This window comes from Spongiactinospora gelatinilytica (assembly GCF_003236385.1).
Lineage (GTDB): Bacteria > Actinomycetota > Actinomycetes > Streptosporangiales > Streptosporangiaceae > Spongiactinospora > Spongiactinospora gelatinilytica.
The window spans coordinates 1-19864 of record NZ_POUA01000033.1; the positions used below are offsets into that span (position 1 = coordinate 1).

Annotated in this window: 17 protein-coding genes; 3 read left to right on the top strand and 14 right to left on the bottom strand. The window is 71.8% G+C overall.

Translation table 11 applies throughout. The annotated features are described in order from the left end of the window. From C1I98_RS06830 to hglS, 10 genes are all read right to left on the bottom strand, one after another. Positions 1-759, bottom strand: a 759-nt coding sequence (locus tag C1I98_RS06830; protein WP_146607316.1) for an amidase, incomplete at its 3' end; no start/stop codon positions are given. Continuing rightward, positions 756-1565, bottom strand: coding sequence for an ABC transporter ATP-binding protein (locus C1I98_RS06835; protein WP_111166225.1), 810 nt, complete (start codon positions 1563-1565; stop codon positions 756-758). The genes C1I98_RS06830 and C1I98_RS06835, both read right to left, overlap by 4 nt. Next, the gene (locus tag C1I98_RS06840) at positions 1558-2535 is read right to left on the bottom strand and encodes an ABC transporter ATP-binding protein (RefSeq protein WP_111166253.1); all 978 of its coding nucleotides are present in this window, start codon (positions 2533-2535) and stop codon (positions 1558-1560) included. Before C1I98_RS06840 ends, C1I98_RS06835 begins: the two co-directional genes overlap by 8 nt. Beyond that, a complete protein-coding gene (locus tag C1I98_RS06845) occupies positions 2532-3431 on the bottom strand; it encodes an ABC transporter permease (protein ID WP_111166226.1) in 900 nt (299 codons plus the stop codon). Before C1I98_RS06845 ends, C1I98_RS06840 begins: the two co-directional genes overlap by 4 nt. Beyond that, positions 3428-4372, bottom strand: coding sequence for an ABC transporter permease (locus C1I98_RS06850; RefSeq protein ID WP_111166227.1), 945 nt, complete (start codon positions 4370-4372; stop codon positions 3428-3430). The genes C1I98_RS06845 and C1I98_RS06850 overlap by 4 nt, the downstream gene beginning before the upstream one ends. Positions 4373-4375: 3 nt before the next feature. Next, positions 4376-6025, bottom strand: coding sequence for an ABC transporter substrate-binding protein (locus tag C1I98_RS06855; protein WP_158557941.1), 1650 nt, complete (start codon positions 6023-6025; stop codon positions 4376-4378). A 108-nt stretch (positions 6026-6133) separates the two neighbouring features. Next, a complete protein-coding gene (locus C1I98_RS06860) occupies positions 6134-8935 on the bottom strand; it encodes an aminotransferase class III-fold pyridoxal phosphate-dependent enzyme (protein ID WP_158557942.1) in 2802 nt (933 codons plus the stop codon). A gap of 83 nt (positions 8936-9018) precedes the next feature. After that, positions 9019-9774: a TetR/AcrR family transcriptional regulator gene (locus tag C1I98_RS06865; RefSeq protein ID WP_199536772.1), complete on the bottom strand. Its 756-nt coding sequence runs from the start codon at positions 9772-9774 to the stop codon at positions 9019-9021. A gap of 9 nt (positions 9775-9783) precedes the next feature. Then, on the bottom strand, positions 9784-10887 hold the full coding sequence (locus C1I98_RS06870) for a phosphotriesterase family protein (protein WP_111166230.1): 1104 nt from the start codon (positions 10885-10887) through the stop codon (positions 9784-9786). A gap of 64 nt (positions 10888-10951) precedes the next feature. After that, the gene (hglS, locus tag C1I98_RS06875) at positions 10952-12331 is read right to left on the bottom strand and encodes a 2-oxoadipate dioxygenase/decarboxylase (protein WP_199536773.1); all 1380 of its coding nucleotides are present in this window, start codon (positions 12329-12331) and stop codon (positions 10952-10954) included. Between the two features lie 100 nt (positions 12332-12431). Here hglS and C1I98_RS06880 point away from each other — a divergent pair, with 100 nt between their 5' ends. Genes C1I98_RS06880 through C1I98_RS06890 form a run of 3 tightly spaced genes read left to right on the top strand, consistent with a single transcriptional unit; the run spans position 12432 to position 14987 of the window. Continuing rightward, positions 12432-13316: a LysR family transcriptional regulator gene (locus C1I98_RS06880; protein WP_111166232.1), complete on the top strand. Its 885-nt coding sequence runs from the start codon at positions 12432-12434 to the stop codon at positions 13314-13316. Between the two features lie 9 nt (positions 13317-13325). Then, the gene (locus tag C1I98_RS06885) at positions 13326-13994 is read left to right on the top strand and encodes a DUF6518 family protein (protein ID WP_111166233.1); all 669 of its coding nucleotides are present in this window, start codon (positions 13326-13328) and stop codon (positions 13992-13994) included. 39 nt (positions 13995-14033) lie between these two features. Next, entirely contained in the window at positions 14034-14987 is a 954-nt protein-coding gene (locus C1I98_RS06890; RefSeq protein WP_111166234.1) for a DUF3500 domain-containing protein, read from the top strand. A 1-nt stretch (position 14988) separates the two neighbouring features. Here the strand turns inward: C1I98_RS06890 and C1I98_RS06895 are convergent, their stop codons facing one another. The 4 genes from C1I98_RS06895 to C1I98_RS06910 all read right to left on the bottom strand — a co-directional run bounded on the left by C1I98_RS06895 (position 14989) and on the right by C1I98_RS06910 (position 19804). Further along, complete coding sequence (locus tag C1I98_RS06895) at positions 14989-15792, bottom strand: ABC transporter permease (protein WP_111166235.1); 804 nt, start codon at positions 15790-15792, stop codon at positions 14989-14991. Further along, on the bottom strand, positions 15789-16772 hold the full coding sequence (locus C1I98_RS06900) for an ATP-binding cassette domain-containing protein (protein ID WP_111166236.1): 984 nt from the start codon (positions 16770-16772) through the stop codon (positions 15789-15791). Before C1I98_RS06900 ends, C1I98_RS06895 begins: the two co-directional genes overlap by 4 nt. A gap of 563 nt (positions 16773-17335) precedes the next feature. After that, positions 17336-17896 (bottom strand): toxin-antitoxin system HicB family antitoxin, encoded by a 561-nt coding sequence (locus tag C1I98_RS06905; RefSeq protein WP_111166237.1) that lies wholly within the window; start codon positions 17894-17896, stop codon positions 17336-17338. A 468-nt stretch (positions 17897-18364) separates the two neighbouring features. Next, the gene (locus C1I98_RS06910) at positions 18365-19804 is read right to left on the bottom strand and encodes a M28 family metallopeptidase (RefSeq protein ID WP_111166238.1); all 1440 of its coding nucleotides are present in this window, start codon (positions 19802-19804) and stop codon (positions 18365-18367) included. Between the last annotated feature and the right edge of the window lie 60 nt (positions 19805-19864).

The following is a 19864-nucleotide window of genomic DNA, read 5'->3' on the forward strand; positions in this document are numbered from 1 at the left end:
GTACCAGGTGGGGCGGGGGGCCGTGGCGAACACGTCCAGTACGGCGGCGGTGTCCAGGACGGTCCGGGTGAGCACGCCTTCGGTGGCGAAGCCCTCCATGTAGTGCGCGTCGGAGGGGACCAGGCCGCGGCTGGGCTTCATCCCCACCAAGCCGCAGTAGCTGGCGGGCTCCCTGATGGACCCGGCCCCGTCGGAGGCGTGCCCGATCGGCAGCAGGCCCGCCGCCACAGCGGCGGCCGATCCGCCGCTGGAGCCGCCGGGGCTGAGTTCCAGGTCCCACGGGTTGCGGGTCGCGCCGTGCCGGAGCGACTCGGTGACCGACACGGTGCCGAACTCCGGCGAGGTCGTGCCGCCCACGAAGACGAAGCCCGCCTCGCGCAGCGCGCGCACCGCCGGGGCGTCGTACTTCATGACCGTGTGCTCGATGCCGTTGGAGGCACTGCACAGCGGCCAGCCGAGCACCGGGTGCAGATCCTTGATCGCGATCGGCACGCCGTGGAACGGCGGCAGCGGCTCGCCCTTGGCGACCTTCGCGTCGGCGGCGCCGGCGGCGGCGCGGGCCTCGTCGTGGGCGACGTGGCAGAACGCGTTCAGAGCCGGGTTCACCCGGTCGATGCGCGCCAGGTAGCCCTCCACGAGCTCCCGGGAGCCGATCTCGCCGGCCGCGACGCGCGCGGCCAGCTCGGTCGCGCTCGGCCAGCCCTCGGGTCCGGTGCCTGCGGGATCGCGCAGATCCCCGGCCTGGACGGTCTCCGTCATGCCTTCTCCTGTTCCTTACGGGTGGGACGCCAGCCGGGGCGGGGCACGCTCGCGCGCAGCAGGCGGGTGTAGGGGTGGCCGGGTTCGTCGAGCACCCGGGCGGCGGGCCCGCGTTCGACGATCGAGCCGTGTCGCATGACCACGATGTCGTCGGCGATCTGGCGGACCACGGCCAGGTCGTGGCTGATGAACAGGTACGCGACGCCGGTGCGCTCGCGTACGTCGGCCAGCACGTTGAGCACCTGCGCCTGGATGGACACGTCGAGCGCGGCGACGGACTCGTCCAGGATCAGGATGCGGGGCTCGGCGGCGAGGGCCCTGGCGATGGCCACCCGCTGGCGCTGGCCGCCGGACAGCGCGGAGGGCAGCGCGGCCATGTGGCGGTCGGACAGGCCGACCAGGTCGGCGAGCTCGGCGACCCGCTCGCGCCGTCGGGGCGCGGACAGCGAGGTGTGCAGCCGCAGGATCTCCTCCACGGCCGCGCCCGGGCTCTGCCGGGGGTCCAGGCTGGAGTACGGGTCCTGGAAGACGATCTGGACCTCGCCGCCGCGCCTGCGCCGTTCCCGCGCCGAGCGGGGCGGGGCGGAACGGTCCCGGCCGCAGGCGGTGATCCGGCCCGCGGTCGGCCGTTCCAGGCCGACGATCATGCGGGCCACGGTGGTCTTGCCGGAGCCGGACTCGCCCACGATGGCGACCGCGCCCGCCGGGGGCAGCGTGAGGCTCACGTCGTCCACGGCGACGGCCTCGCCGAAGGTCTTGCGGAGCCCGGCCAGCTCCAGGATCGGCTCCTTGATCTGCTCAGCCATGGGAAGCCGCCTGCAACTCCTCGGCGCGCAGGCAGGCCACTTCGCCGTCGGACATGGGCCGCAGCTCGGGCCGCCGGGTGCGGCAGCCTTCGCGTACGTGCGGGCAGCGCTCGCAGAAGACGCAGCCGTCGGGGGCCTCGAACGCCGACAGCGGGCGGCCGGGGATGGTCGCCAGCCGGTCGGCCCGCCGCTCCAGGGAGGGCCGCGCGGCGGTGAGCGCCGCCGTGTACGGGTGCAGCGGGTCGTCGTGCAGCGCCGCCGACGCGCGTACCTCCATCACCCGGCCCGCGTACATCACCGCGGTGCGGTCGCAGACGGCCGCCGCCAGTTCCAGGTCATGGGTGATGAACAGCATGGCCAGCCCGCGCTCGCGGCGCAGCTCGTCCAGCACGGCCATCACCTCGGCCTGTGTGGTGACGTCCAGCGCGGTGGTGGGCTCGTCGGCCAGCAGCAGCTTCGGCTCGGCGAGCAGGGTGGCCGCGATCATGACGCGTTGCAGCAGCCCGCCGGACAGTTCGTGCGGGTACTGCCGCAGCCGCCGCCCGCCGTCGGCGATCCCCACCTCGCCGAGGACGCGCACCGCGCGCTGCTCGGCCTGCCTGCGGCCCACCCGGCCGCGGATGCGCAGCGCCTCGGTCAGGAAGTCGCCGATCGTGCGCACCGGGTTGATGTGCGCCCGGGGGTCCTGGAAGATCATCGGGACGCCGGCGCGCAGTTCGCGCAGCGCAGCGCCGCGCAGCCCGCCCACGTCGGTGCCCTGGTACCGGATCGCGCCCTCCACGCGCGCGCCCGGCGGCAGCAGCCGCACGATCGAGCGGGCCGTCATCGACTTGCCCGACCCGGACTCCCCCACCAGGCCGACCGCCTGGCCCTCGGCGATGCTCAGCGAGACGTCGCTGAGCACCGGCTTGGGCCGGTCCGGGGTGGGCAGGGTCACGGTCAGGCGGCTGATTTCGAGAATGCCGCTCATGCCGCGCCTACCGCGCGAGTGCGCCGCCAGGGCCATGGGCGGCTCGTCGGGCGGCCCTCCGACAGCCGCTCGCCGAGCAGGTTGAAGGCCACCACCAGGACGACGATGCAGCCGCCGGCCAGCAGTGATTCGGCCGGGTAGCCCTGGAGCACGCCGGACTGCCCGCCGCCCACCATGGTGCCCCAGTCGGCGTCGGGCGGCTGCACGCCGAGCCCGAAGAACGACACGATGGCCAGATCGACCATGGCGTAGCTGAAGAACAGGGTCGCCTGGGCGGCGATGATCGGCAGCAGGTTCGGCACCAGGTGGCGGACGCAGATCGACAGCGCGCTCGCGCCCTGGACCTCCAGCGCCTGGATGTAGGGTTTGCGCCGCTCGGCCAGCGCGGCGCTGCGCACCAGCCGGGCGATGTAGGGGATGTAGGCCACGGCCAGGGCGAGCACCGCCGCGTTGAGGCCGGGGCCGAAGACGGCGGCCACCAGCATCGCCAGTAGGACGCCGGGGAAGGCGAACATCACTTCGAGTACCGCGGAGACCACCGAGTCCAGCCATCCGCCGACCCACGCCGCCGTGATCGCGACGGCGATCCCGGCGGCCATGCTCAGCGTGACGATCCACAGCGGGCCGAGCAGCGAGGTCCGGGCCCCGGTGAGCAGCCGTGAGAGCAGGTCACGGCCCTGTCCGTCGAAGCCCAGCGGATGTCCGGCCGCCGGAGCCCCGTAGGCGTGGGTGATGTCGCTGGCGTTCGGATCGGCGGTGGTGAGGATGGGGCCGACCGCGGCCAGCACGACCGCCAGGACGATCACGCCCGCCGCGGCCATGCCCAGCGCGCCCAGCCTCCCGCGCTCGCCGCGCCCGCCACGGCCGGCCCGTAGCGTCGCCGATACCACGGTCATGATCGCCCTCCTAGCTTGATGCGCGGGTCGAGCATCGCCGCCCCGACGTCGACCAGGGTGTTGACCAGCACGAACGCGGTGACGAGCACGAGTGCGATGCCCTGCACGACGCTGAAGTCCTTCGACAGCGCGGAGGTGACCAGGTACGCGCCGAGCCCGTTGAGGCCGAAGGCCCGCTCCACGACCGCCGACAGCGCGATCATCGAGGCCACCGTCATCCCGGCCAGCGTGGCGATCGGGACGGCGGCGTTGCGCAGGGCGTGCCGGCGTACGACGGTCGCGTACGGGATGCCCCGGCTGACCGCCGTCTGCACGTGTTCGCGGCCCATCTGCTCGCGTACCGAGGTCCGGGTCACCCGGGCCACGGCCGCCGTGGCGGACGCGGCCAGGGCGAAGGCCGGGAGCGTGAGGTGCCGGATGCCGTCCCAGAAGCCGGTGCCGTTGCCCAGCGCGGGCAGCCAGCGCAGCGTCACCGCGAAGACCCCGATCAGCACGATCGCCGCGACGAACGGCGGGACGGCCACCACCATCGCCGTGCCGACCACCACCATGGAGTCGAAGAACCCCGGCCGCAGCGCCGCCAGCAGCCCGAAGGCCACACCGACGACCAGCACGATCAGCGCGGCGTAGACGATCAGCGACAGGGTCGTCCCGGCGCGGGAGGCGATGAGATCCGATACGTCCTGGCGCAGCGTGATCGACATGCCGAGGTCGCCCCGCACCGCGTTGGCCACCCAGTTCGCGTACTGCACGAAGAACGGGTCGTCCAGGCGGTAGCGCTCGACCAGGACGGCCACGGCCTCCGGCGGCAGCGACCGGCCCCCCGACAGTGTCGCGAGCGGGTTGCCCGGCGCGGCCCACAGGCCGGCGAACACCACGAAGCTCGACACCAGCAGGGTCGCCACCAGCATGATGGCCCGGCGGATGAGATAGGCGACCACCGGCTACCCCACCGCTCCGAGCTGGTCGGCCCAGGGCGCGAACAGGTGGTGGGAGGACACGGTCGCTCCGGTGAGCTTCTTGTTGAGCACCAGGACCGTGTCCGGCGCGACGACCGGGATCCAGGGCAGGTCCTCGGCGAGCAGCGCCTGTGCCTCGACGGTCGCCTCGGCGCGCTTGGCCGGGTCCTCCGTGCCGCGCACCTTTTCGAGGAGGTCGGCCGTCTTCTTGTTGCGGTAGCTCCCGTAGTCCTGGGGACCGCCGGGCACGGACAGCGAGGCGTAGAGGGCGGCGGGGTCGGCCCAGTTGGGGTAGTTCGTGGTGAAGAAGGCGTCCACGTCGGCGCGGGCCTTGGGGTCCAGGAAGAACCCGCTGTAGGCGTCGGCGGAGACCGCCTTCAGCTCGGCCTTCAGCCCGATCTTCTCGGCCGCCGACCGCACCAGGTTGGCCTCGGTGACCAGCTTGTTCAGCTCGTTGCTGAAGCCGAACCTGACGGTCTTGCCGGTCGCCCCGGCCTCCTGGACGAGCTTGCGGGCGGCTTCGAGGTCCACCTTCGTCTCGGGCAGCGCGTCCCAGGCGCGCTGGAAGGTCTCGCGCTCATATCCCCAGGTGGCGGGGGTGCCGAGGGCGCGGGCCGGCTGGGCGGTGCCCTTGTAGAGGGTGCGGATGTACCCCTCGCGGTCGATGGCCATCGACAGCGCCCGGCGCACGCGCGCGTCGGACAGCACGCCCCGGCCCATGTCGGCGATGATCATCGCGTCGATCAGGTACGACGGGCCGCGGTGGATGTTCACCGTGCCGCTGGCGCGGACCTGGTCCAGGGTGGACAGCGGGAGTTCCATGTAACCCCCGTCCACCTCGCCGGTGACCAGGGCCGCGGTGAGCGTCGCCTCGTCCGGGATGCCCTTGAAGTCGATCTGGCGGACCAGCGGTTTGACCGAGCTGTTCCAGTAGGCGTCGTTGCGCACCACGGAGAGCACGTCGCCGGTGCGCCACTGACCGAACTTGTAGGAGCCGGTGCACATGGCGCCGCCCTTGACGGTGCCGTAGTCCTTGCCCTTTGCCTCGACGTAGCGCTTGGAGACCACGATGCCCGGCATGTAGGACAGGACGTTGCGGAGCCAGTAGTCCGGCTCCTTGAGTTCCAGGGTGACCTCGAGCGGGCCGGTGGCCTTGACCGAGGCGATCCGGTCCACCACGGGGCCCCAGTAGCCGCCCTGCTTGGGATCGATGTTGCGCTCGATGCTGAAGGCGACGTCGGCGCTGGTCATCGGCGAGCCGTCCCAGAACGTGACGCCTTCGCGGAGGGTCAGCACGGCGGTCTTCGGGTCGGGGTAGTCGAGTTTCGTGGCGAGGCCGGGTTCCACCGTCCCGTCCGGCGACTGCCGGAACAGCGCCTCGCACATCAGGCTGGTCACGGTGATCTCGGGATAGTCGCCCGCCGTGATCGGGTCGATGGAGGTGGTGCCCCGGTAGAGCGCCCAGGTGATCCGGTCCACCTGGCCCTTGCCGGGCGGGGTGGTGATGACGAGTTCCTGCTGTTGCTGCGCGGCGTCCGGGGTCGCCGTCCCGGTCGTGCCGCCGGTGTCCCGGTAACATCCGGCCGTTGTCAGCATCAGCCCGGCCGCTGTGGCCGCGATGGTCTTTCTACGCACGCCTTGCATCTGTACCGCCAAGTTCGCCAGGGGCTGCTTACGCCCCTCCTGGGGGGGATAAGTAGTCGAACGATCGCTCAATTAGGTGCCCGCGTCAAGGGGCGTTTCTTACTGCATATGTGCTTCTACCTGGATCATTGCGTCCGCGAGGACGTCCAGGAACAGATCGCAGTCCGCCTCGGTCAGCACGAGCGGAGGTTTGATCTTCAGGACGTTGCCGTCCGGCCCGTCCGTGGAGATCAGCACGCCGCGGGCCTTCACCGCCTCCTTGACCGCCGCCGCGTGCCCGGTGGCGGGCGCGCGGCCGGGGAGGCTCAGCTCGATGCCGATGAACAAACCCTCCCCGCGCACGTCCCCGATCAGGGGTTGGCGCTCCCGCAACCCGCGCAGCCCGGCCAGGAGCTGATCCCCGCGGGCGCGGGCGTTGGCCTGGAGGTGCTCGTCCTGGATGACGTCGAGCACCGCGAGGCCGGCTTCGGCGGAGACGGGGTTGCCGCCGAAGGTGTTGAAGTACTCCATCCCGGTCTCGAAGGACCGGGCGATCTCCGGAGTGGTCACCACGGCGGCCAGCGGGTGCCCGTTGCCGAGCGGCTTGCCGAGGGTGACGATGTCGGGCACGGCGTCCTGGGTCTCGAAACCCCAGAAGTGCCGGCCCACCCGGCCCAGGCCCACCTGGATCTCGTCGGCGACGCAGACCCCGCCGGCCTGACGTACGTGCTCGAAGGCCGTACGCAGGTATCCGTCCGGGTAGACGATCTGGCCGCCGCAGCTCTGCAACGACTCGGCGAAGAACGCCGCCGGTCGCAGGCCCCGGGAGGCCAGGGTGGTCAGGTGGGCGGCGACCGAGGCGGCGTACCGGGGGCCGAGATCGTCGTCGCGGCCCGCGCGCAGCCGTCCCCGGTAGGGGTCGGGCAGCTCGCAGACGTGTGTGGTGGTGGGGCCGCCCTGCCCGCCGGGGCCGTCGAACTTGTACGGGCTCAGCGCGACCTGTGAGCTGAGGTGGCCGTGGTAGGCGTGGTCCAGGACCAGCACGTCCCGCGCGCCGGTGTGCGCGGTGGCCAGCCGGAGCGCCAAGTCGTTGGCCTCGGAGCCGGAGTTGACGAAGAAGCAGACCCGCAGCGGGTCCGGCAGCAGCTCGACCAGCCGGTGGGCGTACTCCACGACCGACTCGTGCAGGTAGCGCGTGTTGGTGTTGAGCAGGGCGACCTGCCGGGAGACGGCCTCGACCACCCGGGGGTGGCAGTGGCCGACGTGGCAGACGTTGTTCACCAGGTCCAGCCACGGCCGGTCGGCCTCGTCGTAGAGGTAGGCGCCCTCGCCGCGGACGATGTGCAGCGGCTCGCCGTAGGAGAGGCCCAGCGCCCGGCTGAAGTTGGTACGGCGGCGCGCGGCCAGCGCGGCGGCGTCCCTGCCGGTGCGGGCCGCGCTGCCGCCCCGGTGGCCGAGCAGCAGGTTGGGGTCGATGCTGACGCTCTTCCACAGGTCCGCCTCGGCGGCGGGCGCGGTGTCGGGCACCCGGTCGGGGAGGTGGGTCAGCAGGTGCAGGCGCAGGTCCGTGCCGCTCGTGGTGCCGAGCGGTGCGCCGGGGGCGAGTTCGCCGCCGGGGCGCGGCGGGCCGGCCGGGGCGAGACCGCGGTAGAGGGTCCAGAACGGCACGCCGTCCTCGGTGCGGTGCGCGAGCGTCACGGCGTCGCCCCGCACGGCGTGGACCACGGCGGGGAGCGGGCAGCGGACCGTGGCCGGCCCGTCCGTGCGCAGGTCACGGCCCAGGCGTACGCCTTCGGGCGTCCGCTCGCCGTGGCGTCCGGCCAGGTGGACCTCGTCCAGCATGGGGAAGGGGCGGGCGGCCCCCGACGTGAAGTGCCGCCGCACCGCGCGGGCCGCCGGGTTCGCCGGGAAGCCGACCGCGTCGCGCAGCGCGAAGTGCGCCAGGTCCGGGCTCGTCCCGGTCAGCTTCCGCACTACTTCGGCCACGCCCTGCCGGCTGACCAGCAGGTAGTCGTTGCCGGGGTCGTTGGCGTGCTGGTGGGCGGACATGCACAGGCTCATCGCCAGGCGGGTCCGCGCGAGGTCGAACAGCACCGCGAGCTCGTCGGTTCGCAGCGGGGCCACCTCGTCGTAGCCGCGCACCAGCGGCAGCACCGCGCGCAGCGGGTCGGCGTGGCCCTGCATCGCGTACGCGAGCGCCACCGCCAGGCCGCAGACGCGCGGGGTCCACACCAGGTCGCCGAAGTCGATCAGCCCGGCGATCCCGCCGTCGTCGTCCACCAGGATGTTCAGCTCGTTGGCGTCGTTGTGGACGACCTGGTGCGGCAGGGCGGCGAGGCGGGGGGCGACGTGCTCGGCGTACCGGTCGAAGACCTCGGTGACCAGCGGCAGGAGCTCGTCATCGAGCAGGGCGGCCAGTTTGGCGACCCGTGGCGCGCTGGTCAGGTTCCATACCAGGTCGCGGCCCATCGCCGGGTGGGTGAAGTCGCGCAGCGCCCGGTCGATGCCCGCGACCTGCCGGCCGAGGTCGTGCAGGAGCGCTTCGGTGGGCTCGACGTCGGCCCACGGGCGGCCCGCCAGCCAGGTGAGGACCCGCACGATCCGCGGCCCGTCGTCCCAGGTGACGGTCACCGAACGGCGGCCGTCGAGGGAGGCGACCAGCCGCGGGACCGGGTGTCCCGCCAGGTGGAGCAGGGCGGCGTCCTGGAGGTCGAGTTCGGCGGGGTCCGCGCCGGGGGCGTGGACCTTGATCACGTAGCCGTCGCCGTGCTCGGTGACCAGCCGGAAGTTGCGATCCCGCTCCCCGGGCAGTGCCCGCACCCGGCCGTCCAGCCCGTACTGCCGCCGGACGATCTCCGCCACCCGCGCCGAGTCCTCCGCGAGGGTGGGGGCGGCGCCGTGGTCGTTGGCCGTGGGGGTCACGCCGTCTCTCCTTCCGACGTTGTGTGTGATCGAACGATCGCTCAAATAGCCGGACATGTCAAGACCCTGATGTGATGCGCCTCTCAGGAGGCGGGCTCCTCGTCGCGCGGCTCGATGGACAGCTCGACGCGCTCCAGCAACAGCTCAGCGGCGGGCAGGGCCAGGTCGCGGACGCGGAGCAGGTGGCCGTCGTGGTTCGCGCCCATCAGGGCCAGGCCCATGTCGGCGAAACGCTCGCACAACTGCGGGATGTCCAGCTCGCCGTTCGGCCGGTACCAGTGCGCCACCCCCGTGGCCATCTGGATCAGGGCCAGCCGCGCGACGCTGCCGCGATCCTCGAACACGCCCGCGCGGACCCCCGCGCGCAACGTCTCGGCCCACACCTGCTCGTAGGCGTCCCGCATCCGCTGGACCTCCTCGCGGGCCTGCCCGGTCAGCGCCTGGAACTCATGGTCGGCGACCTGCGCGGCACGCGGATTGCGGGCGTGGAAGGCGACGTGGACGGCGATCAGCGCGGCCAGCCGCCCGGCCGGGTCGTCGATGTCGCGCAGGGTCTCGGCACTGCTGGTGGCCAGCACGTCCATGACCCGGCGGGTGACGGCCTCCAGCAGCTCGTCCTTGGAGGAGGCGTAGTAGTACATGCCGGAGACGGCGACCCCCGCGGCCTCGGCGATGTCGCGGATGCCCGTGCCGTGGAAGCCGCGCTCGGAAAAGAGCCGGCAGGCCGTGCGGAGCAACTGGAACTGCGTGCGCGCCGACTGCGCGCGGCGGGGAGCGGTGGGCTTCATCCGGCCGCCCCTGCCCCGCGGACTCCCGCCCGTCTGGTTGGTCGTGGCCATGATTCAGGACTATCCCATAGCCAGCGCGGTCGCGGGATTGGTCACGGTAAGCCCGGTGATCTCGGCCTCGGACAGGCCCATCCGGCGCATCAGCGGGATCACGTTCTCCAGGATGTGGGTGTACCCGGGCCCGCCGTACCGGCGCAGGTAGACCTTCTGGCAGATGTCCTGCGCGATGAGCACGCTGTCGGCGAACCCCGCCTCCATCAGCGACTGGACCCACTCCACCCGGGTGCGGTCGTTGGGGCGGCGCGCGTCGGGGTTGAACGCGTAGTAGGTGGATTCCTGCCCGAACAGGTCCAGCTCCAGGTAGCAGCCGGTGCGGGCCAGTTCCAGCAGGTCCTCGGCACGCCACAGGGTGCGGTCGATGTGCGACATGATCACGCGGTCGGGGTCGCCGCCCGCGTCCGCGACCGTCCGCATCGCCGCGAGCGGCGCTCCGGGGTGGCGGCCCGGATGGATCTGCAACACCGCGCCGGTGGTCACCTGCGCGCGGCACGCGGCGCGCAGCACCTTCTCCTCGTCCGGGCGGACGGGGTGGCTCAGGCCGATCTCGCCGATCAGGCCCGCGCGGACCCCGGTGTCGCCGACGCCTTCCTGGACGTCCGCGACGATCTCCGCGCAGATGGCGTCGATCGACGCGTCCGCCACGCCCGCCGGGTGGTAGTCGCGGCTGTAGTAGCCGCTGCCCATCACGATGTGGACCCCGCTGCCGCGCGCGACCCTGGCCAGCCCGAGGGGGTCGCGGCCCAGCCCCACCGGGGAGGAGTCCACCACCGCCCCGCCTCCGGCCAGGCGGTAGTGGGTCAGTTCCTCGGTGGCGTCCTGCTCGGACAGCAGTTGCAGGTTGTCGAGGTTCAGGACGGTACGCCGGATATAGTCGTAGTTGTCCAGGCGTACCGGCTCGGCGACCCGCGCGCGTGCCGAGGCGGGGAACTCCTGCCGGACCCCCGCCTGCGCACCGGCCTGCGAGGCGACCGGGGCCGTCCCCCAGGAACGGACGATGGCCGACATGTCGCTCAGTACGTGCTCGTGCGGTTGTGTGTGCCCGAGCGCGGCGGGTTCGACGTCTCCGAGGACGGTACGCACGCGGCGTCCGGGAAGTTCTGTCATGCAGTTAGTCTATCGATCGTTTGGACAAATAAGTAGCCGCCTCTCCTTGCTTCCATGGCCCGTGCTACTTGATCGCGGGGAGGTCGAAGACGCGGGCCACCTCTTCCAGGGAGCGGTCCTGCATCTCCTGGTAGAGGGCGTACGGATCGAGCACCGGGCGGCCCATCGCCTCGGCGAGCCGGCCGGCGTCGTAGCCTGCGGCGTCCCTGCTGTCGTCCTTGCGGCCCTCGCCGGTGAGGTTGGACTGGAAGATCCCGGCCGCCGAGCGGGGCAGGAAGTCCTCGTAGACGATCGGCTCGGGGCGCACCCAGCCCTGGTCGATGAGGTCGGCGAGGTCGGTACCGGGCCGCCGCCCGTCCGGGGCGCGGTCGGTGACCGGCCGGTAGGTGAAGTACCCCAGGCCATCGACCGCGAGGCCGCGTTCGGTGGCGGGGAAGCCCTCCGGGTCGCCTTCCCATATCTTCCTGGCGGTGGCCGGGGGACCGGTGTCGGTCCTGGCCATCAGCGCGTCGTAGCGCTCCCGGCCCGCGCGGGTGAGCGCGATGCCGCGCGCCTCGACCTCCCCGAACCGGACCCGCAGCGCCCCAGTCTCGACCCGCCCGTCCGGCAGCCGCAGGCGGCGCGGCTCGGCCAGGGCGCGGAACGACGTCTGGCGGAGCAGTACGTCAGGGCCGGACCAGCGGGGCGGACCCTGGATCTCGTCGATCATGGTGATGCCGCGCTCGGTCATCCGCCGGTAGAGGTCGTCGATGTCGAGCACGCGCGGGGTCAGGTGGTTGATGTGCGTGCTCGTCACGCCGCCGATGTCGGCCGCGACCGCCGAGACCTGCTCCAGCGTCTCGTACCACGACTTGTCGATCGGCTCGGTGGACAGCGCGAAGGACCGGGCGGCCAGGTCCAGGAAGCGCTCGGCCGCCTGCTCCGGAAGCCCTCCGTCGAGTTCGGCCCGGTCGGCGAGGTCCAGCAGTTCCGGTGGGAAGAGTTCGCGGGCGGCCAGGAAGTCCTCCAGCCGCGTGCCGAGGTCCGGGTCGAAGAACCGCCGGTCGGCCGGGGTGAGCATCGAGGTGAACACCCGGAACGGGTTGAAGGCGAGTTGGTCGGCCTCGACCGGGCGGAACGCGGTGGAGACCACCGGCACCGCGCTGGTGGCGGCGTCGCGCAGGTCGTAGAAGCCCACCGGGCGCATGCCGAGCGCCCCGAAGATCCGGGCGACCTGCTGGAGTTCGGCGGGCGTGCCGACGCGGATCGCGCCGTGCCGTTCGGCGGAGACCCGGTCGATGGACCCCAGCCGCTCGGCGTCACCGCCGAGCCGGCCGAGGACCGCGTCGTTGACCTCGCGCGACACCTCGACGAGGGTCCGGTAGGCGGGCACTTCCCGCCCGTACATCTCCGACAGCCGCCGCGCGAAGGCCGCGCGCAGCCGCCGCTGCGGTATCACTGTCATGCGTCCCACCTTGGGGGGAGCCCTACCGCGAAGCCAAGCCCCAGCAGAACGATAGATTTCCGGGCTGAGGCCAAGGAGGGCTTGGTCTGGAGGTGGCCGCATGCTCAAACCCCTGCACCTGCTCACCTTGCGGGCGGTGTGCCGGACCGGTTCGTTCGCGACGGCCGGACGCGAGCTGGGCTACACGGCCTCGGCGGTGTCCCAGCAGATGGCCGCCCTGGAGAAGGACTCCGGGCTGGCGCTGTTCGAGCGCGAGGCCCGGGGCGTGCGGGCCACCGCCGCCGCGTACCGGCTGGCCGAACTGAGCGAACGCGTGCTCGCCGACCTCGCCGACCTCGGCCGCCAGACCCGCGAACTGGCCGGCGGCGCGACCGGGCGGCTGCGGCTGGGCAGCTTCGCGACGGCGAGCGTACGGCTGATCCCGGCCACGCTGTCGGCGTTCGCCGGACGCTACCCCCGGGTGGAGATCCTGCTGGAGGAGGGCGAGCCGGACGAACTCCTCCCTTTGGTACAGGACGGCACGCTGGACCTGGCCCTCGTCTACGAGTACGGGCTCACTCCCCGGCAGTGGCCGGACGGGCTCACCGCGCACCACCTGCTCCGCGAGGACCTGCTGCTGCTGCGCCCCGGCCACGCGCACCCGGAACCGCCGGAGCTGTCCGCGCTCGCCGGGGAACGCTGGATCGCCAGCCGCGAGGGCACCGGCGGCGCGCTGTCGCTGACCCGGCTCTGCGCGGCGGCCGGATTCGCGCCCGCGGTGGCCTTCCGCAGCGACAACTACGACGTGGTGCGGCAACTGGTCGCGGCGACGCTGGGCGTGGCGATCGTCCCGGCCCTCGGCCACGTCGCCGATGAGCGCGTCCAGGCCACCCGGCTGGACTCCCCGGCCGCCCACCGCGACGTCCTGGCCCTGCACCGCGCGGCCAACACCAACCCGCTGCTTCCCGCGGCACTGGCCACTTTGCACCGATCGGTTTTGCGGTAGGAAGAAACCATGACAAACAGTCAGGAGTACGGCCGTCCGGGCCCGTTACAGAGCGTGTGGATTCTGCTGGGCGCGCTGGCGCTGGGGGCGGCGTTCGGGGCGGCGACGTCGATCGCGAACGGCATCTCATACAGCCTGCACGACTTCGAGAGCCGGGACTACTCCATGACCGGCTGGTCCGGCCCGGAGATCGTCAGCCTGATGTTCGACTCCGGCTGGGCCTGGGCGGGGGTGGCGGTCGCGGCGGGCTGGCTGCTCACCCGCCGGAGCGGGCTCGGCCGTACGGCGGAGGCGGTCCACGCCGCCATCGCCGGCGTGCTGACCCTGGTCGCGGCCACGGCCGCCTACGGCCTCGCGGACGCCGTCCGCAACGGGGACTTCCACCGCTGGTACGAGTTCGGCGGGTCGTACTGGTTCGTGCTCGGTGTCCTCTTGGGGCCGGTGCTCGGCCTCGCCGGGACGTTCATCAGGCGGCCCGGAGTGGCCGGGCTGCTCGCGCGGCTGATCGTGCCGGTCGGCGCGGCCGTGCAGATGGCCGTGCTCCCGCCCGGCAGGAACGACGTGGTCCGGGGCATCGGGCAGGCGGTCGTGTGGACGCTCGCCGCCCTGGCCATCGGCTTCATCGTCGTACGCTTCGGCCGCACCGAACGCCGCAGGCGGGCCGCGACCACCTCGTGAGGCATTAGGGTGCGTTCAGCCTTTCATGGGGGGATCCATATGAGCGGTGATGACGTACCGGCCATGCGGGAAGCGGCGCTGCGGTTTCTCGGCGCGCTCGACGGCGAGCGCGCCGAGGCCGCGCGGGCGGGGTTCGGTTCAGGGGAGCGTACCGAGTGGAGCTACCTGCCGGGCCCGCGCCCCGGGCTGCCGCTGGTCGAGATGACCGCCGAGCAGGAGGAACTGGCCCTCACCCTGCTGGAGACCGGGTGCAGCGCGGCCGGGGCGGAGGTCGCCCACGCGATCATCGCGCTGGAGCGGATCAGGCGCAGGCTGGTGACCGGCGTGGAGGAGATCGACGGCGACCGCTACTGGTTCCGGATCTTCGGCGACCCTGCGGGCGACGGCCCGTGGATGTGGCGGGTCAACGGGCATCACCTGGCGATCCACGTCACGGTCGCGGGCGGCGAGTGTACGGTCACCCCGAGCTTTCTCGGCTCCGAACCGGCCATGGTGCTCTCCGGGCCGCAGCGCGGGCTGCGGGTGCTCGCCGAGGAGGAGGAACTGGGCCGGGCGCTGCTCGCCGACCTCGCGCCGGACCAGCGGCGCGCGGCGATCGTCGATGAGACCGCACCCGACGACATCCTCACCCGCGTCGATCCGGTGGTGGACCTTTCGGGCCTCCCTCCGGGGGTGGCGTACGGGGGCCTGTCCGCGTCGTCGAAGGACCTGCTGGAACGGCTGGTCCGCCGCTACTTCCAGCGCTCCCCCGCCGGGTACGCCGAGGCGAGCTGGCGGCGCGTCCTCGACGCCGGCCTGGACAAGGTGACGTTCGCCTGGGCGGGGTCGGACCGGCGCGGCGAGGGGCACTACTACCGCGTGGCCGGTCCGACGTTCCTGCTGGAGTACGACAACACCCAGGACGACGCCAACCATGTCCACTCCGTCTGGCGCGACCCACGCTACGACTGGGGCGGCGACCTGCTCGCCCGCCACTACGCCGCCGACCACTGACTCAGCGGCTGACGGACTTCTTGTACAACCGGGTGGCCAGCGGCACGAACACCACCAGGAGCAGTACCGACCACAGCACCGACACCGGCACCGCGTGCTGGAGCGGCCAGGCGTCCGGCACCGGCAGCGCGGCGCTGGTGTTGCCGAACAGCTCACGGGCGGCCTGGACCATCGTGGAAACCGGGTTCCAGTCGGCGATCGGCCGCAGCGGGCCGGGCAGCCGGGCGCTGTCCACGAACGCGTTGGACAGGAAGACCAGCGGGAACGACACGAGGGTGGCGACGTTGTTGAAGACCTCGGGGGTACGCAGGGCGAGCGCGACCGTCGCGGTCACCCACGAGAAGGCATAGGCGAACAGCAGGAGCAGCAGGAACCCGCCGATCGCCTCCCAGAGCGAGCCGTTGATCCGCCAACCGACTAGCAGGCCGACCACGGCCATGGTGACGATGCTGGTCAGATTGGTGATCAGGTCACTGAGGGTCTGGCCGGTCAGCACCGCGGAAGGTGACATCGGCAGGGTGCGGAAGCGGTCGAAGATGCCCTTCTGGAGGTCCTGGGTGAGCGTGTAGCCGGTGATCTGCGCGCTCGTCACGATGGTGAGGACGAAGATCCCGGGGAGCAGGTACTCGCCGTACGACATGCCGGGCAGGCTGATCATGCTGCCGAAGACGTAGGTGAACAGCAGCACGAACACGATCGGCAGCATCACGACGCCACCCAGCAGGTCGGGCGCCCGCCTGATCTTCAACGCGTTCCGCTTGGTGATCGTCACACTGTCGGCGATCACCATCTGAAGGGTGCTCATCGCGCGTTCTCCTTGATCTTCTTGGTGGTGCCCGCGAGGGTGGCGGCCTCGTGACCGGTCAGGGTCAGGAACACGTCGTCGAGGGTCGGGCGGCGCAGGCCGGCGTCGCGTACGGTGACGCGCTCGGCGGCCAGGTGGCCGAGCGCCGTGGTCAGTGCGGCGGCGCCGCCGGTGACCGGGACGGTCACCCGGAAGGCGGCCGGATCGACCTGCGGCTCGCCGACGGCCAGCGGCGCGAGGATCCGCCTGGTGATCTCCAGGTCGGCCGCGCTGGTCAGCGACAGCTCGATCCGGTCGCCGCCGACCTGCTCCTTGAGCTGGTCGGCGGTGCCGAGCGCGATCACCCGGCCGTGATCGACCACCGCGATGCGGTCGGCCAGCCGGTCGGCCTCCTCCATGTACTGGGTGGTGAGCAGGACCGTCGTACCGGACGCGACCAGCTCGGCCACGACCTCCCACAGGCTCACCCGAGCCCGGGGGTCCAGGCCGGTGGTGGGCTCGTCCAGGAACAGCACGGGCGGGTCGGCGACCAGCGCCCCGGCCAGGTCGAGCCGCCGTCGCATACCACCGGAGAAGCCCTGTACCGGGCGGTCCCCCGCCTCCACCAGGTCGAAGCGCTCCAGCAACTCCCGTGCCCGCCGGCGGCTGCGCTTGATACCCAGGTGGTAGAGGCGGCCGACCATTTCCAGGTTCTCGGCGGCGGTGAGATGGTCATCGACGGCGGCGTACTGACCGGACGCCCCGATGCGCCCGCGCAACTCACGCGCATCCCGAACGACATCGAAACCGGCCACGGTGGCGTATCCGGCGTCGGGCGTGAGCAGTGTGGTGAGAATGCGTACGGTGGTGGTCTTACCTGCACCGTTCGGCCCGAGCAGGCCGAACACCGTGCCCTCGGGGACGGACAACTCCATCCCGTCCAGGGCCTTGACGTCGCCGAACTTCTTCATCAGCCCTTCGGCCACGATCGCGGGGGGCATAGGATTCTCCTTTTTTCGGGGGTGGAAAAGTCACCGGCGTCGCATTCGACATGAATGGAGGCACGGCCGATACGGCCAACGCCACTGTCATGGCCGGCGCGGTCGTTATGGCAGGTACAGCAGCATGGCGCGGACTTCGCCGGTACGGCCCATGCGGTTCTCATGGCCGGTACGGCCGGCGCGGCTTGCGCCACGGGTACGGCCTACGCCGACTGTTATGGACGGACCCGGCCCACGCGGTTGGCGTGGTCGTTACAGCAGGCGGACGCCACGAGTACGGTCAGCGCGGCACCTATGGGCTACAGCCAGGGCCGTTGACGCGACCGGTACGACCGGCGCAGTTCATCTAGGCGGAACGGCCAGCGCGGCTTATGCCACACGCCGCTGTTATGGATAGACGGCCAACGCGGTCGGCGCGAGCGGTACCGCCGACGCGGCTGTATAGCCGGTATGGCCGACGCCGTCGTTATGGCTGGTTCACCAGCGCGACTGACACTCCCGGCACAGCCAACACCGCCGCATACGGCTGGTACCGCCGACGGGGGCTGCGATGGCCGGTAGGGCTAGCGCACCCAGCCCGTGTAGTGGCCGCCGGATGGCTTGTCGGCCGGGCCGGTGGGGCGGGTGCCGCCGGTGGGCTGGAGTGCGGCGGACACGGCGCGGACGAGCCAGGCGTTGACCGACAGCCCCTCCCGGCCGGCCGCCTCCTCGACGCGCGCCTTGAGGTGATCGGGGACGCGCAGGGTGATCCGCGAGGTGCCGCCCTCGTCGTTGTCCGCCGGGTCGGTGACGGGCGCGCGGACGCCCATCGCGACCTCCACCGCCCCGGCCAGCGCACTGCGCAGGCTGCTCCCGGGCGTCTCCCTGGCCGGCCGCTCGGCGCGCGGTGGCGTGACCAGAAAGTCGGGGTCGCGCCCGCGCAGCCGCAGATCGACCGACCCCGGCGCGAGATCCCGGGTGATCTCGCCCGCGGCGGCGGACAGCGCTTCGAGCAGGGTGAGCCGGACGGCCGACTCAAGCGGAGCGGTGAGCCGTTCGGCGAGCTCACGAGCATCGGGGCCACTGGCCTCGGCGGCGGTAGCCAGCTCGCGGCGAAGGTTCTCAACATAGGGCGTGAGGTCCATGACGTCACTATGACGCATTTTTGACGTCACCGCAAGACATCACTCGAATCGGCACGACACCACCTGCCCAGACCACCTCGAACAACGTCAGGAAGCCAGCCCGCCGCCAGCCACGACGTCACTCTGACGTCACCTACGACACCTCGCCCCTAAGGGGGGATACCACCGTCCTACGTTCCCGCCCGGCCGCCGAAGGGCGTCGCATGGCGTCATGGCTCGCCCCACAACCACCACCGACCCACGCGACCTCCCAAGGCCGTGTGGACGGCGGTAGGTGTAGGCGTTCACACAGGTCCCAGCACCCACCCCAGACCTTGTCCCGCAAGATCCACCACCGCCCCGTACAACTGAGCAGGAGGGCGTGTCCGGCTTCCCTAAGGAAGCGATGGCAGGAGGCGGTGGTGTCCGGGCAATGGTGGACCTTGCGGAACGGTGTGGCGCAGAGCGCCGGCCAGGTGCTGGGGTCGGCTATGTCGTAGCCGCGCGGGGGAAGGCCACCGGGCTGCGCCGTCCGTCGCGGTCCACCGCGCGGAGGCCGAATTGGACGTTGTCCTTGGCCAGGGGGATGGTGGCGGTGGTGGTCTCGCCGACGTCGATGGCGTGGGTCCATTCCGGGGCGGTGGTCTCTCGCCAGACGACCTCGTACCCCGCGAGGCCCGGGTCGGTGCCGCGGTCCCAGTGGAGGGTGGTGTCGTTGGTCAGGGTGGCCGCGTCGATGATGACGTTCTTCGGGGTGCCGGGCCCCTGGGACAGGGACCAGAGCGTGGCGGCGTTCACCTTGGCCACCCGGGCCGTGTAGTCGAAATCCACGAACTCCGGCAGGTCGCCGTACCGTACGCCGTTCTCCACGCGTACGTCCTGGTGTTCGTGGGCGTAGTTCTCCCGTGGCTCGGTGAATCGCGCCGCCGGATAGCCCTGCCGGATGAAGGAGATGTGGTCGCTGCCGCGCAGGTACCGGTCCCGTCGCCAGATGACCCGGACCTTCATGCCGGTCGCGTCGTTCTCCGCCACGTCCTTCACGAAACGGCCGAGTTGCCGCGAATGGCCGTCGTTCTCGCCGCCGACCGACTGCCGGAGGGCCGCCTCCTGCGGGGTCTCGGTGGTCGGCACGCCCTCCACGAACAGGCGGACCGTGTGCGGTTCCGGCCGGGTGCCGTCCCACCCCGAGCTGGCCCCCACGATGTCGTTGCTGAACATCGCCTGTACGTCCGCGCCCGCCTCCTTCAGCTCCGCCGCCATGTGCGCCGACCCGTAAAGGCCCTGCTCCTCGCCGCTGACCACGGCGAACACCAGCGTCCCCCGGGTACGCCGGGCCGCGAAGACACGGGCGAGTTCCAGTACCACGGCCACGCCGGAGGCGTCGTCGTCCGCGCCGGGGGCGTCGCCGGTGGCGTTCATGACGTCGGTGACCCGGGAGTCGAGGTGGCCAGTGACCACGTACAGGCGGGCGGGCGAGGCGTCGCCGCGCAGGGTGGCGATGACGTTGGTGATGGTCGTCGGCGCGGGTATCCGGGGGGAGACCGGCTGCACGAACGACTGCTTCTCGACGGTCATCCGGCCGCCGGAGGTCGCCGCGACCGCCTGCAACCTGGCGTGGACCCATTCGACGGCCGCGCCGATGCCGCGCAGCGGGTCGGTCTGGGTGGACAGCGTGTGCCGGGTGCCGAACGCGACCATCCGGAGTATGTCGGCTTCGATCCGGCGGGAGTCGATCTCGCGCAACAGCGCGCGCAGTTCCCGCTCGGGCCGCTGCGGCCGTACCGGACGCCCCGGCCCGTCCACGCCGCCCGCACTGTCCGCACTGTCCGACGCGAGGACGGGGCCGGCCAGTAAGGGCGTGGACAACGCGGCGGCGGCGGACGCGGTGAGGAACGTACGCCTGCCCGAATGCTGATGACTTGGTTCCATGACACGAATAAACGCCGGATCGACAACAAAAGCCAGGGCCGCGAATCAACATGTCAAATC

Excerpts from the sequence above, each read along its gene's own strand:
- C1I98_RS06865 (WP_199536772.1), bottom strand. The coding sequence starts at position 9,774 with ATGGCCACGACCAACCAGACGGGCGGGAGTCCGCGGGGCAGGGGCGGC.
- C1I98_RS06880 (WP_111166232.1), top strand. The coding sequence starts at position 12,432 with ATGCTCAAACCCCTGCACCTGCTCACCTTGCGGGCGGTGTGCCGGACC.
- C1I98_RS06840 (WP_111166253.1), bottom strand. The coding sequence starts at position 2,535 with ATGAGCGGCATTCTCGAAATCAGCCGCCTGACCGTGACCCTGCCCACC.
- C1I98_RS06900 (WP_111166236.1), bottom strand. The coding sequence starts at position 16,772 with ATGCCCCCCGCGATCGTGGCCGAAGGGCTGATGAAGAAGTTCGGCGAC.
- C1I98_RS06885 (WP_111166233.1), top strand. The coding sequence starts at position 13,326 with ATGACAAACAGTCAGGAGTACGGCCGTCCGGGCCCGTTACAGAGCGTG.
- C1I98_RS06910 (WP_111166238.1), bottom strand. The coding sequence starts at position 19,804 with ATGGAACCAAGTCATCAGCATTCGGGCAGGCGTACGTTCCTCACCGCG.
- C1I98_RS06870 (WP_111166230.1), bottom strand. The coding sequence starts at position 10,887 with ATGACAGAACTTCCCGGACGCCGCGTGCGTACCGTCCTCGGAGACGTC.
- hglS (WP_199536773.1), bottom strand. The coding sequence starts at position 12,331 with ATGACAGTGATACCGCAGCGGCGGCTGCGCGCGGCCTTCGCGCGGCGG.
- C1I98_RS06835 (WP_111166225.1), bottom strand. The coding sequence starts at position 1,565 with ATGGCTGAGCAGATCAAGGAGCCGATCCTGGAGCTGGCCGGGCTCCGC.
- C1I98_RS06890 (WP_111166234.1), top strand. The coding sequence starts at position 14,034 with ATGAGCGGTGATGACGTACCGGCCATGCGGGAAGCGGCGCTGCGGTTT.
- C1I98_RS06845 (WP_111166226.1), bottom strand. The coding sequence starts at position 3,431 with ATGACCGTGGTATCGGCGACGCTACGGGCCGGCCGTGGCGGGCGCGGC.
- C1I98_RS06905 (WP_111166237.1), bottom strand. The coding sequence starts at position 17,896 with ATGGACCTCACGCCCTATGTTGAGAACCTTCGCCGCGAGCTGGCTACC.
- C1I98_RS06895 (WP_111166235.1), bottom strand. The coding sequence starts at position 15,792 with ATGAGCACCCTTCAGATGGTGATCGCCGACAGTGTGACGATCACCAAG.